The sequence below is a fragment of the Stenotrophomonas sp. YJH_SMC_105-26 genome, from assembly GCF_059368915.1.
The window spans coordinates 148,501-161,662 of the sequence record NZ_JCAFSD010000001.1 but is presented as its reverse complement, the minus strand read 5'-3'; the positions used below and the strand labels follow the sequence as shown (position 1 = coordinate 161,662).

Here is a 13,162-nt window from a genome sequence, read left to right as displayed (position 1 = left end):
CATGAAAGACGAAGGAACACCGATGCAGACCGCCCCGCTGGATTTCCGCCTGGCCACCCGTGCCGACGAAGAACTGTTGATCGCGTTGATGCGCGAGTTCTACGCCGAAGACAGGATCGACTTCGATGACGCGCGCGTGCGTCGCGGCGTGGACGCGCTGCTGGCCGATCCGCGCAATGGCGAAGTGCTGCTGTGGCTGGACGAGGCCGGCGAGGTGGTCGGCTACGCGGTGATCGCGATGGGCTTCAGCCTGGAGCAGGGCGGCCACTTCATGCTGCTGGACGAGCTGTACCTGAGCCATCGCGCGCGCGGTCGTGGTCGCGGCAAGCAGGCGCTGGCCATCTGTGAACAGCGCGCTCGCGGGCGTGGTGTCAGCCGCCTGCGCCTGGAGGTGAACCACCACAACGAACTGGCCCGCCGCCTGTACCTGGCCAGCGGCTACATCGACGACACCCGCGATCTGCTGACCCTGCCGCTCGACCATCCGCGCCCGGAGGGCATCCTGTGAGCGAGGCCCTGCTGCGCGCGCTGCAGCAGCGCGCCACGCTCAACGCGCTGGTGCGCCGCTTCTTCGCCGAGCGCGATGTGCTGGAGGTGGAAACGCCGATCCTGTCGGTGGCAGGCAACACCGAGCCGAACATCGACAGCTTCCATACCGATTTCACCGGCCATGTCGATGCCGGTGGCCGTCGTCGCTGGCTGCGCACTTCGCCGGAATATCCGCTCAAGCGCCTGCTGGCGGCCGGTGTGGGCGACTGCTACGAACTGGGCCGGGTGTTCCGCAACGGCGAGGCCGGTGGCCGCCACAACCCGGAATTCACCATGCTGGAGTGGTATCGGGTCGGCTGGGACCACCACCGGTTGATGGAGGAAACCGCCGAGTTGGTCGGCCAGGCGCTGGCCCTGGTCGGACGCCGTGCAACGCTGCGTGTGTTGAGTTACCGCGAGCTGTTCCAGCAGCACGTGGGCCTGGATCCGTTCGAGGCCGATGAAGCCGCGCTGCGTGTTGCACTTGGCGACGTGCACATCGACCCGGTCGGGTTGACCCGTGATGACTGGCTGGACCTGTTGATGACCCACCACATCCAGCCGCAGTTCGATGACGCGGTGATGACCGTGGTGCATGACTGGCCGGCCAGCCAGGCCGCGCTGGCCCGCATCCGTCCGGGCACGCCGCCGCTGGCCGAGCGTTTCGAGCTGTACCTGGGTGCAGTGGAGCTGGCCAACGGCTATCACGAACTGAACGACGCCCACGAGCAGCGCGCCCGGTTCCAGCGTGACCAGCAGCGCCGCCACGAACGTGGACAGGTGCAGCCGGCCGTGGACGAGGCACTGCTGTCGGCGTTGCCGTCGATGCCTGCCTGTGCCGGCGTGGCGGTGGGTGTCGATCGCCTGTTGATGGCGATGAACCGCACGCCACGCATCGCCGATGTGCTGGCCTACGACTTCGCCCACGCGTGATCCCCGCGTGTTGCTGAACATCGCAGGCTGAACGAAACGCGGGTTCGGTGCGCTTGCGTCGGTAAGCACGATGATGCTCTTATCACGGCCAATGCCGGACACTGGCATCCAGTTCATCCATTCCTGCTGGGGAAGGCTTTGGTCAAGTGGTTCGCGGTTGTCGCTGCACCGGTGTACTCCATTGCGCTCTGGGGTGCCTGGCTGCCGTCGCCGGCGTCGGCCCAGCAGGTGGGCTACGACGATGAAGTGGTGACCTGCGAATCACGCGACATGGGTTGGGTGCACTGCGATATCGAGGTTGCCAACGGCGTCGACCTGGTGCGCCAGCTGTCCAGCAACAGCTGCATCCGCGGCAGCGAGTGGGGCACTGACCGCAGTGGTGTGTGGGTCACCCTGGGCTGCCGTGCCGAGTTCCGCGCCCGGCGCGCAGCGGGCGCGGCGCCGCCGGCTGACAGCTCGGGCAAGCGCCTGGTGCGCCGTGTGGTGCGCTGCGAGTCCAATGGCCGTCCGCAGAGTTGCCCGGTACGACTCGATGGCGCGCCGGTGCGCCTGCTGCGCCAGTTGTCGGTGTTGCCGTGCCGCGAAGGGCAGGGCTGGGGCTACAAGCGCAATGAAGTCTGGACCAGCCGTGGCTGCCAGGGTGACTTCGAAGTGGCCGATGACGATGGCCGCTTCGTCGACATGCCGCGCCGCCTGACCTGCGAATCGAAGTCGAAGAAGCGGCGCTTCTGCGGTGCCAGCATCTCGGTTGGCGCCGTGGTCTCCGAGCAGCTGTCCAGCACGCCCTGCGAGGAAGGCAGTACCTGGGGCTGGAGCCGCAACGGGATCTGGGTGGACGGCGGCTGCCGCGCCGAATTCTCGGTGAATTGAGCCCGGGCAGGCTCCAACCCTGCGGGGCGTGGCCCTACAATGGGCCCATGAACACTGCCTCTGACATCGACTACGCCCGTTACGACCACATCCGCCCGATCCTGTGGACCGGCGATGCCCTGCAACTGCTGGACCAGCGCAAGCTGCCGTTCGTGGTCGAGCACGTGGTCTGCCATGACAGCGACGAGGTTGCCAGCGCGATCCACGCATTGACCGTGCGTGGCGCGCCGGCGATCGGCATTGCCGCTGCCTGGGGTGTCGTGCTGGCTGCACGCGAGGTGCAGGCCGCCGATGGTGCGCACGCCCTGCAGCAGCTGGAACCGGCCCTGCAGCGCCTCAATGCATCGCGCCCGACTGCGGTCAACCTGGCCTGGGCGCTGGCGCGCATGCGCCGTTGCCTGAACGCCGCCGGCGCCGACTGGAAGGCGTTGCTGGAATCGGAAGCGCAGGCCATCGCCGAGGAAGACCTGGCCGCCAACCGCCACATGGGTGCACTGGGCGCGGGCCTGATCGAGGCTGGCAGCGGCGTGCTGACCCACTGCAATACCGGCTCGCTGGCCACTGCGGGGTTCGGTACCGCGCTGGGCGTGATCCGCGCCGGCATGGCCCAGCACCGCATCGCCCGCGTGTTCGCCGGCGAGACCCGGCCGTGGCTGCAGGGGGCACGCCTGACCGTGTGGGAACTGCAGCAGGACGGCATCGATGCCACCCTGATCGCCGATTCGGCTGCCTCGCACCTGATGAAGACCGGCGCCGTGCAATGGGTGATCGTGGGCGCGGACCGCATCTGCGCCAATGGCGATACCGCCAACAAGATCGGCACCTACCAGCTGGCCATCGCCGCCCGCCACCACGGCGTCAAGTTCATGGTGGTCGCACCGTCCTCGACCGTGGACATGGAGACCGTGGACGGCAGCCAGATCGAGATCGAGCAGCGCGACCCGGGCGAGCTGTACGGCGTGGGGGGTACCCGTACCGTCGCCGAGGGCATTGCTGCCTGGAACCCGGTGTTCGACGTCACCCCGGGCGAGCTGATCGACGCCATCGTGACCGAGCGCGGGGTCATCCTGAACCCGACCGCCGGGAACATGCGCACCGCCTTCGGCGGCTGAGGCGGGCAGGAAGGTCCCGGGGTCGGATCCCTTTTCGCAGGAAAGGGCTCTGACCCCAGGCAGGCCTCATCCACGCACGGCGTGGATCTACTGATTTCGCGCAGCCGAGCATGGGCTCGGCTCTACAGGGGCGGTATGGGGCCCTAAGTTCCTGATTTGTGCCGGTAAAATCCCCGTAAAGGGAGGCGGAAAACGGCCTGTTGTGGTAGTATCACAGGTTGAATCGAGGTTCCGGCGCGACCCCCTCCCGCAGAGGGCTGCGCCGGACTGGACCGCTACCAGACAACGGAACCCGAATGGCAGAAACCGCCAAGGAAATCATCCAGGTCAACCTGGAAGACGAGATGCGCAAGAGCTACCTCGATTACGCCATGAGCGTGATCGTGGGCCGCGCGCTGCCGGATGCGCGCGACGGCCTCAAGCCGGTGCATCGCCGCGTGCTGTACGCGATGAACGAACTCAACGCGCACAGCAACAAGCCCTACTTCAAGTCGGCGCGTATCGTCGGTGACGTCATCGGTAAGTACCACCCGCATGGCGATCAGTCGGTGTACGACACGCTGGTGCGCTTGGCACAGCCGTTCTCGCTGCGCTACATGCTGGTCGACGGCCAGGGTAACTTCGGTTCGATCGACGGCGACTCCGCTGCAGCAATGCGATACACCGAGGCGCGCATGTCGCGCCTGGCGCATGAGCTGATGGCGGACATCGACAAGGAAACCGTCGATTTCCAGCCCAACTACGATGAGAAGGAACTGGAGCCGACGGTCATGCCGACCCGGTTCCCGAACCTGCTGGTCAATGGTTCGGCTGGCATCGCGGTGGGCATGGCGACCAACATTCCGCCGCACAACCTGAGCGAATCGATCAACGCCTGCATCGCGCTGATCGACAACCCGGACATCGATGTCGACGGCCTGATGGAATACATCCCGGGCCCGGATTTCCCGACTGCCGGCATCATCAACGGCACTGCCGGCATCGTCGCCGGCTACCGCACCGGCCGTGGCCGCGTGCGCATCCGTGCCAAGGCCGATATCGAAGTGGCCGACAACGGCCGCGAATCGATCATCGTCACTGAAATTCCTTACCAGGTGAACAAGGCGCGTCTGATCGAGAAGATCGCCGAGCTGGTCAAGGAAAAGAAGATCGAAGGCATCAGCGAGCTGCGCGATGAGTCCGACAAGGACGGCATGCGCATCTACATCGAGATCAAGCGCGGTGAATCTGCCGAGGTTGTGCTGAACAACCTGTACCAGCAGACGCAGATGGAATCGGTGTTCGGCATCAACATGGTGGCGCTGGTCGATGGCCGCCCGCAGTTGATGAACCTCAAGCAGATGCTGGAGGCGTTCGTCCGCCACCGTCGCGAAGTGGTCACCCGCCGCACCGTGTTCGAGCTGCGCAAGGCGCGCGCCCGTGCCCACGTGCTGGAAGGCCTGACCGTTGCGTTGGCCAACATCGACGAGATGATCGAACTGATCAAGACCTCGCCGAACCCGAACGAAGCCCGCGAGCGCATGCTGGCCCGCGTGTGGGAGCCGGGCCTGGTCGGTGCGATGCTGGGTGCGGCCGGTGCCGAGGCCTCCCGTCCGGAAGACCTGCCCAAGGGCGTGGGCCTGATCGAGGGCGGCTACCAGCTGACCGAGATCCAGGCCACCCAGATCCTGGAAATGCGGCTGCACCGCCTGACCGGGCTGGAGCAGGACCGCCTGACCGACGAGTACAAGCAGCTGCTGGAAGTGATCGCCGGGCTGATCCACATCCTGGAAGATCCCGACCGCCTGCTGCAGGTGATCCGCGAGGAGCTGGTCAACGTCAAGGCCGAATTCGGCGACGAACGTCGCACCGAAATCCGCCACAGCGAAGAGGACCTGGACATCCTCGACCTGATCGCGCCGGAAGACGTGGTGGTTACCGTGTCGCATGCCGGTTACGTGAAGCGGCAGCCGGTGAGCGTATACCGCGCACAGCGCCGTGGTGGCCGTGGCCGCAGCGCGGCGGCGACCAAGGAAGAGGATTTCATCGAACAGCTGTGGCTGGTCAACACGCACGACACGCTGCTGACCTTCACCAGTTCGGGCAAGGTGTTCTGGCTGCCGGTCTACCAGCTGCCCGAAGCCGGTTCCAACGCCCGCGGCCGCCCGATCATCAACTGGATCCCGCTGGAGCCCGGCGAACGCGTGCAGGCCGTGCTGCCGGTGCGCGAGTACGCCGATGGCCAGTTCGTGTTCTTCGCCACGAAGAACGGTACGGTCAAGAAGACCCCGCTGAGCGAGTTCGCCTTCCGCCTGGCCCGCGGCAAGATCGCGATCAACCTGGACGAGGGCGATGCGCTGGTCGGCGTCGGCTTGACCGACGGCCAGCGCGACATCCTGCTGTTCGCCTCCAACGGCAAGACCGTGCGCTTCGGTGAGGACAAGGTCCGCTCGATGGGCCGTACTGCCACCGGCGTGCGCGGCATCAAGATGCCGGCCGGCGAGGAAGTGGTCAGCCTGATCGTGGCCGAAAGTGCCGGTGGCAGCGAGGACGAGAACGAGGACGACAGCGGTGTCGAGGAAGCCGCTGCCAATGGCGACGCGGTGATCGACGGCGCCGACGACGCCAGCGTTCAGTACATCCTTACCGCCACCGAGAACGGCTACGGCAAGCGCACCCCGCTGCCGGACTACCCGCGCAAGGGCCGTGGTACGCAGGGCGTGATCGGCATCCAGACCACCGAGCGCAACGGCAAGCTGGTCGCCGCAGTGCTGATGGGCTCCAGCGACGAAGTCCTGCTGATCTCCGATGGTGGCACCCTGGTGCGTACGCGTGGCTCGGAAATCAGCCGCGTCGGCCGCAACACCCAGGGCGTGACCCTGATCCGCCTGTCCAAGGACGAGAAGCTGCAGGCGGTGGAGCGCATGGATGCCTCGATCGACGAGGGCGAGGATGAGGTGGCAGTGCCTGCCTCTGCTCCGGCCGCGACCACGACCGATGGCGCCCCGGCGGCTTCCAGCAGCGAGGACGCCGCACAGGAGTGATCCTGCCGCAAGGTTGAGCTACGCGACGACGCCGGCCCTGTGCCGGCGTCGTCGTATCCGGATGCCGCACATACGCGCGCGCTTCACGTCGGCGGTGGGATAACGGCGCATGCTGCCCCCGGAGATCGACGATGTCCGCCACGCCGCCGTCCGCTCCTGCTCCCGTCCGCGCCTCCCGGCATCCTCTCGTTACCGTGCTGTCGCTGCTGCTGGTCCTGCTCGGCCTGGTCATCGGCGGGCTCGGCGCATGGCTGCTCAGCCTGGGCGGCTCGGCGTACTACGCCATCGCCGGGGCCGGCCTGCTGGCCAGTGGCCTCCTGTTGTTCGGCAATCGCCGCAGCGGCGCGCTGCTGTATGCGCTGGTGTTCGCCGGTACGCTGTTGTGGACCTGGTGGGAGTCGGGCAGCGACTACTGGCGCTGGGTACCGCGGCTCGGCCTGGTGACCGCGCTTGGCATCGTGCTGGCGCTGCTGGCGCCCACCCTCCACCAACCGGTTTCCAGGCGCCTGTCGCGCAGCGTGGCCGGCGTGCTGATGCTGGTGTTCGTCGCTGCCTTCGGATTGGCGTTCGCGCCGCACGGCGAAGTGGACGGGCACCAGCCGTTCCCGGAAGGCGCGGCCAGCGTCGGGCTGGAACCGACCCGCGACACCACCGGCCTGCAGCCGGCCGACCAGCCTGCCGAAGGGGACTGGCCGGCGTGGGGGCGCAGCAATGCCGCCACCCGCTATTCGCCGCTGCAGCAGATCACCCCGGCCAACGTGGCCACGCTGCAGCTGGCCTGGCAGTTCCGCACCGGCGATATGCCGAAGAAGCGCTGGGGTGCGGAAACCACGCCACTGAAGATCGGCGACCGTCTGTACCTGTGCACCGCCCGCAACCGCCTGATTGCACTGGATGCGGCCAGCGGCAAGGAAGTGTGGCGGTTCGATCCGAAGGTAAAGGACGCTTCGATTCCATACACCGCCGCCTGCCGTGGCGTGAGTTATTACGAGCAACCGGCCACGCCGATCCCCGCCGATGCCGCATTGGCCGATGCCGCTGCTGATCTGGCGTTGCCGGAACCGCCGCCCAGTGCCACCCGCAGCGCTGCACCGGGCAATCGTCCGGCATGCTGGGCGCGCATCATCGAGGGCACGCTGGACGGGCGCATCATCGCGGTGGATGCCGACAGTGGCCGCCCCTGTGCGAATTTCGGCAACAACGGCCAGGTCGACATCACTCTGGGCATGGGCGAGGTGCCACCGGGCTATGTGTCGATCACCTCGCCACCGGCCATCGTGCGCGGGGTGATCGTCACCGGCCACCAGGTGCTGGATGGTCAGCGCCGCGACGCGCCGTCGGGCGTGATCCAGGCCTACGATGCGATCACCGGCAAGCTGCGCTGGGCGTGGGACATGGACCAGCCCGAACGCAGCGGCCTGCCGCCGCATGAGCAGACCTACACGCGCGGCACGCCGAACATGTGGACCACCGCGACCGGTGATGAGGCGCTGGGGCTGGTCTATCTGCCGCTGGGCAATTCCGCTGGCGATTACTGGAGTGGCTCACGCACGGAAAACCAGAACCGCTATGCGACGTCGCTGGTGGCGATCGATGTGGCCACCGGCAAGCCGGCCTGGCATTTCCAGGCGGTGCGCAAGGATGTGTGGGACTACGACCTGGGTTCGCAGGCCAGCCTGATCGATTACCCGACGGCGGCTGGCAAGGTGCCGGCGCTCCTGCTGCCGACCAAGCAGGGTGATCTCTACATCCTTGACCGCCGCAACGGCCAGCTGCTGACCGCCGCCGAAGAGCGCAGGGTGCCGGTCGGCGGTGTCGAACCGGAACAACGCTCACCCACGCAGCTGTTCTCGCTGTATCACACGCTGCGCCGGCAGCATGACCTGACCGAGCGCGACATGTGGGGCATCACCCCGGTCGACCAGCTGATCTGCCGCATCCAGTTCCGCAAGGCGTACTACGAAGGCTTCTACACCCCGCCGAGCAGTGATCGCCATTCCATCGAATATCCCGGCTACAACGGCGGTTCGGATTGGGGAAGTGTGTCCATCGATACACGCCGCGGCGTGATCGTGGCCAACTACAACGACATGCCCAACTACAACCGGCTGGTGCCACGCGCCGAGGCCGACAGGCTGGGCTGGCTGCCACGCGAGAAGGTCCGGTTCGACAAGGGCGGCGCCGAAGGCGCGGGCGACCCACAGGTGGGCACGCCCTACGCCATCCAGGTGAACGCCGGTTGGCGCCTGCCGTTCACTGGTCTGCTGTGCAAGCAGCCACCCTATGGCGGCATCCGGGCCATCGACCTGCGCACCGGCAAGCTGCTGTGGGACCGTCCGTTCGGCAGTGCGCGCGGCAACGGACCATTCGGCATCCGTTCGGGCCTGCCCATCGAGATCGGCACGCCGAACAATGGCGGTTCGGTAGTCACCGCCAGCGGCCTGATCTTCATCGCCGCCGCCACTGATGACCTGCTGCGCGCCATCGACCTGAAGACCGGCAAGGAGCTGTGGCATGCCAAGCTGCCCGCGGGTGGCCAGGCCAATCCGATGGTGTACGCGCAGGGCGGGCGCCAGTACGTGGTGATCATGGCTGGCGGCCACCATTTCATGGAAACCCCGAACGGCGATTACGTGATGGCCTACGCACTGCCGAAATAGCGCTGCCGGCCTGAATGCGACCTGCGGGCTGTGACCGCTGTCGCTGAAGTTGCGCTGGCGACCGGGCAGCATCCATCATCGGAACAGGACGGGGCCGGCCAACGCCCCCAGGGAAGGAAACGCATGCTGACCTCCGAACGCCTGCCGGGGCGTGCCACCCGGCTGCTGGCAGGACTGCTTCTGCTTGGCCCTTGCCTGTGGGCAAGCGCGCAGGCGTCGCCCCAGCCCGCCGCACGCAAGGTGCCCAGCGGTGCCGAACTGATCGCAGGCGATGCGCGCTCTCTGAGCCCCGCTCATGCGCCTTGCATGGCGGCCGCAGGCACCGCGCTGGACGCCCGTCGCCGTTGTGCCGACGCTGAACTCAAGGTGCACGACGATGCACTCAATGCCGCCTACAGCGCGGCGCGCTCCACACTGACCGCCAGTGATCAGCAGGTGCTGCGCGATCTGCAGCGGCAATGGCTGCGCCAGCGCGACAACCGGTGCCCGGAAGGCAGCACGGCCGTTGCCCAGCTGGATTCACAGCAGTGCCGCACGCACATGACCCTGCTGCGTGCCCGCCAGTTGCAGGGCGGCGGTGCGGCGGCGCTGGTGGCGGAAGCCAAGGCGGCCCCGGCGCCGGCGCAGGCCGCTGTGCATGCCGCCGATGCCGCGCCCGACAAGCAGGGCAGGATCGTCCTGCGGCCCGGCGAGGGCAGGCTCACACCGGCACTGCAGGTGGTCTTCCAGGTGACCGATTGCAGCGGCACCGACAGCGTGACGACCTGCCAGGTGCGAAGCATGGGCGTGACCCGTGGTGGGCGCAACGTGGTGGTCACGGACGTGCAGCCGCGCCTGACCCGCGCCGGCACCGGTGCCCAGGGTGCGACCGCCGTGCTGCTGACCGTTTCGGATTTCAATGGTGATGGCGTGCCGGACCTGCAGGTGTGGCAGGACAACAGCGGTGTCTACAACGTTCCGGTGCATGCGTTCTACCTGTTCGATGCCAAGCGCAACCGCTATGTGCGTGCCAAGGCGTTGGAAGCGGCCATCGGTGGGCGCGACATCGACCATATCGACAATGGGCGGTTCGTGCTTCGCGCGAAGGTCAGCCCGTGCGAGCGCGAGGACAAGGTCATCCAGCTGCGCGGAACCGGCACGCGCACGCTGCTGCAGCGCCGCTATGACACCTGCAGGGGCGAGGCCCCTACCGAATCGGACCTGCTGAAGTAGGTCTTCCCCCGACGAATGGATGCGTTCCGGAACTGGAGAGCTGAAGGATGAGCGAAGGCTATGGAAAAGGTGGGTCGGGCTTCGGCCTGACCCGGGACCAGTCGGTCGAGATGATCGTGCGTACCTGCATCGACAACGGCGTTACCGACCATCGGCAGATTGCCTATGTGCTGGCCACGGCGCAGCACGAATCGCGTGATTTCGCCGCGCCCGAGGAAGACTGGGGCAGGAAGCAGGCGGTGGACCTGCGCTACTTCGGCGGCGAGGAGTATTTCGGCCGGGGCTTTGCCCACCTCACCCACGTCAACAACTACGAGCGGCTGGGCGAGGCGCTGGGGATGGGCCGCGAGCTGGTCGAGCATCCGGAACGGGCTGCCCAGGCAGACATCGCCACCAAGGTGCTGGTGGTGGGGATGCGCGACGGCCTGTTCGGTGCGCGGCTGTCCGACAACGTCAACGCCAACCATGCCGACTACCGGCAGGCGCGGGCCTCGGTCAATGGCGGTGAGCTGAACAACGGCAGTCCCTATCCAGACGCCATCGCCACACGGGCCACTGAATGGGAATCCCAGGTTGCCGGCCTGGTCCAGCGTGTGCAGCAACCAGGCTTCCAGATGCCGGTGCCGACCCCCCAGGCGCCCACCGGGGCGATGGACCTGCACCGGGGTGACGCCAACCAGCACGTGCTGGAAGCGCAGCAGTACCTGCAGCGCTTGGACGTCCGCAACAACGCCAATGCCGCGATCAAGCCCGACGGTGATTTCGGCGCCTCCACCGAGCAGGCCGTGCGCCGCTTCCAGACCGAGCGGGGTATCAGCCCGGCCAATGGCCGCATCGACGCTGCGCTGCTGGAACGCATGCGCAGCGACACGCTGGCGGTCGATCCGGACTTCAAGCGCCGGACGGTGACCGACCTGACCGGGCCGCTGGCCGACGGCAACCTGAGCCCCGGTGAGAAGGGCGAGCCGGTGTTCGAAATGCGCCGGCAGCTGGAGGCGTTGGGGTACCTGACCGAACCGAACCCACGTGCCGAGCGCGATGCGCGCACGTTTGATGCCGGCATGCAGGCGGCCATGCGCAACTTCCAGCAGGACTATGGCCTGCCGCTGCGCCCCGGCGGCGTCATCGACGCGGATGCGCGCCGGCAGTTGAACGATGCCGCCGTCGCTCGCGAGCATGCGCCGACCACCGAGTTCGACCGCGCGGAGAACTGGCCGCCGCAGCGTCCGCCCTATACGCGGGCGGAGTTCCAGCCGGAGCAGGTGCAGGCGCGGCAGCAGGCAGCGGCGAATGCACCGGTCGCTGGTCCGGCCGCGCCGGAGCCCGCACCGCAGCCCAATGGCATGGAATCGCTGTCGCCCAGGGACGCCGCGCTGTTCGAGCGCATCCGCCAGGGGGTACCTGGCACCATCGGCGACGAGCACGTCATGCAGGCAGTGCTGGAGTCCAAGCGCAACGGCATCGATGATGCCGCGCGCGTCGACCGGGTGATGATGGCCGGAGACCGCCTGTGGGTTGCCGGGTTGATTCCCGGTGAGCGCGCCAGTGTGGATACGGCACAGCCGGCGCGCTCGATGGAGGAAACGGTGAATGATCTGGCCGGTGACAACCGGCAGCGCGAGCACCAGCTCACCCTCGAAAGCCGCCAGCATGAGAACCGCGGGCCTTCAATGGCCTGAGCCTGCGGCAGCGACGTGCCCGCAGTGGGTCCGTCGCTGCCGGCAGGGTGTTTACAGCGTCACCACCACTTTGCCGATCTGTTCGTTCGATTCCAGGTAGCGGTGGGCGTCCTGGATCTGCGCGAAGGGGAACACCTTCGCGATCTTCGGCGCCAGCGTGCCCTTGTCCAGGCCATCGACGATGAACGCCTTGGCACGTGCCAGCGCGGCATCGTCGGAGACGATTTCCGAGTACAGGTAGCCCTTCAGCGTCAGCGACTTGCCCAGCACGTTGAACAACGGGAACGGGGTGGGTTCGCTGCTCAGCGCGCCGTATTCCAGCAGGATGCCGCCACGGGCCATTGCCTCGGTCAGCGGCACGAACTGCGGGCCACCGATCGGGTCGAACACCACGCGGGCGCCGGCACCGCCGGTGATGCGCGCCACTTCGGCTGCCAGGTCCTGTTCCTGGGTGGCGATGACATGGGCGGCACCGGCATCGAGCAAGGCCTGGCGCTTGCCCGTGCCACGGGTCACCGCAATCGGCGTGGCACCCACTGCATTGGCGATCTGGATCGCGGCCAGGCCGACGCTGCTGCTGGCAGCGGTGATGATGACGGAATCCCCGGCGGCCAGCTGCGCCTGCTCCAACAGTGCGCCCCAGGCGGTGACGTACTGCATCCACACCGCAGCCGCCGTTTCGAAGCCCAGCGCCTGCGGGTGCTTGACCACCAGTCGTGCCGGCACGTTGGCCAGCTCGCCGTAGGTGCCCCAGCGGGCGATGTCCAGCGGCGGCACCACGCTCACCGCATCGCCAGCAGTGAATCCGCTCACCGCACTGCCGACCGCCTCGACCATGCCGGCCGCTTCATAGCCCAGCCGGCTGGGGAACTGCGCCTCCTGCAGATAGGCGCCGTTGCGGAACATCACCTCGGCACGGTTCAGGCCGATGGCCTTGACCCGGATCTGGACCTCGTCGGCGGCGGGGGCGGGAACATCGATGTCGTCGATGCGCAGCACATCGGCGCTGCCATATTCGTGGATGCGGACAACCTGGCTCATGGGGGGCTCCTGGGCAAGGCCGGCGCTGGGGCCGGCGGAAAGGTGGAGGCTACTGTGCGCGTGGCCTGCCTCCAGAATAAGGGGTAATCTGGCGTTTCATTGAA

Annotated in this window: 9 protein-coding genes; 8 read left to right on the top strand and 1 reads right to left on the bottom strand. The window is 67.2% G+C overall.

Annotated elements, in window-relative coordinates; all coding sequences use genetic code 11:
• The first annotated feature begins 22 nt into the window (after positions 1 to 22).
• From AC5P7F_RS00885 to AC5P7F_RS00850, 8 genes are all read left to right on the top strand, one after another.
• The gene (locus tag AC5P7F_RS00885) at positions 23 to 508 is read left to right on the top strand and encodes a GNAT family N-acetyltransferase (RefSeq protein ID WP_010480482.1); all 486 of its coding nucleotides are present in this window, start codon (positions 23 to 25) and stop codon (positions 506 to 508) included.
• The gene (gene epmA / locus AC5P7F_RS00880; RefSeq protein ID WP_014647654.1) at positions 505 to 1,461 is read left to right on the top strand and encodes an EF-P lysine aminoacylase EpmA; all 957 of its coding nucleotides are present in this window, start codon (positions 505 to 507) and stop codon (positions 1,459 to 1,461) included. Before AC5P7F_RS00885 ends, epmA begins: the two co-directional genes overlap by 4 nt.
• A gap of 138 nt (positions 1,462 to 1,599) precedes the next feature.
• Positions 1,600 to 2,331, top strand: coding sequence for a DUF3011 domain-containing protein (locus tag AC5P7F_RS00875; protein WP_014647653.1), 732 nt, complete (start codon positions 1,600 to 1,602; stop codon positions 2,329 to 2,331).
• Between the two features lie 47 nt (positions 2,332 to 2,378).
• Entirely contained in the window at positions 2,379 to 3,443 is a 1,065-nt protein-coding gene (gene mtnA, locus AC5P7F_RS00870) for an S-methyl-5-thioribose-1-phosphate isomerase (RefSeq protein WP_014647652.1), read from the top strand.
• Positions 3,444 to 3,739: 296 nt separating this feature from the next.
• The gene (gene gyrA / locus AC5P7F_RS00865; RefSeq protein ID WP_014647651.1) at positions 3,740 to 6,466 is read left to right on the top strand and encodes a DNA gyrase subunit A; all 2,727 of its coding nucleotides are present in this window, start codon (positions 3,740 to 3,742) and stop codon (positions 6,464 to 6,466) included.
• A 131-nt stretch (positions 6,467 to 6,597) separates the two neighbouring features.
• Complete coding sequence (locus AC5P7F_RS00860; protein WP_014647650.1) at positions 6,598 to 9,126, top strand: membrane-bound PQQ-dependent dehydrogenase, glucose/quinate/shikimate family; 2,529 nt, start codon at positions 6,598 to 6,600, stop codon at positions 9,124 to 9,126.
• Between the two features lie 123 nt (positions 9,127 to 9,249).
• Complete coding sequence (locus AC5P7F_RS00855) at positions 9,250 to 10,338, top strand: lysozyme inhibitor LprI family protein (RefSeq protein WP_014647649.1); 1,089 nt, start codon at positions 9,250 to 9,252, stop codon at positions 10,336 to 10,338.
• 47 nt (positions 10,339 to 10,385) lie between these two features.
• A complete protein-coding gene (locus AC5P7F_RS00850) occupies positions 10,386 to 12,017 on the top strand; it encodes a peptidoglycan-binding protein (protein ID WP_014647648.1) in 1,632 nt (543 codons plus the stop codon).
• A gap of 51 nt (positions 12,018 to 12,068) precedes the next feature.
• Here the strand turns inward: AC5P7F_RS00850 and AC5P7F_RS00845 are convergent, their stop codons facing one another.
• Complete coding sequence (locus tag AC5P7F_RS00845) at positions 12,069 to 13,058, bottom strand: zinc-dependent alcohol dehydrogenase family protein (RefSeq protein ID WP_014647647.1); 990 nt, start codon at positions 13,056 to 13,058, stop codon at positions 12,069 to 12,071.
• Positions 13,059 to 13,162 lie beyond the last annotated feature (104 nt).

Coding starts and splice junctions, on each gene's coding strand:
- gyrA (WP_014647651.1), top strand. CDS start 3,740: ATGGCAGAAACCGCCAAGGAAATCATCCAGGTCAACCTGGAAGACGAG.
- AC5P7F_RS00860 (WP_014647650.1), top strand. CDS start 6,598: ATGTCCGCCACGCCGCCGTCCGCTCCTGCTCCCGTCCGCGCCTCCCGG.
- AC5P7F_RS00855 (WP_014647649.1), top strand. CDS start 9,250: ATGCTGACCTCCGAACGCCTGCCGGGGCGTGCCACCCGGCTGCTGGCA.
- AC5P7F_RS00850 (WP_014647648.1), top strand. CDS start 10,386: ATGAGCGAAGGCTATGGAAAAGGTGGGTCGGGCTTCGGCCTGACCCGG.
- AC5P7F_RS00885 (WP_010480482.1), top strand. CDS start 23: ATGCAGACCGCCCCGCTGGATTTCCGCCTGGCCACCCGTGCCGACGAA.
- mtnA (WP_014647652.1), top strand. CDS start 2,379: ATGAACACTGCCTCTGACATCGACTACGCCCGTTACGACCACATCCGC.
- AC5P7F_RS00845 (WP_014647647.1), bottom strand. CDS start 13,058: ATGAGCCAGGTTGTCCGCATCCACGAATATGGCAGCGCCGATGTGCTG.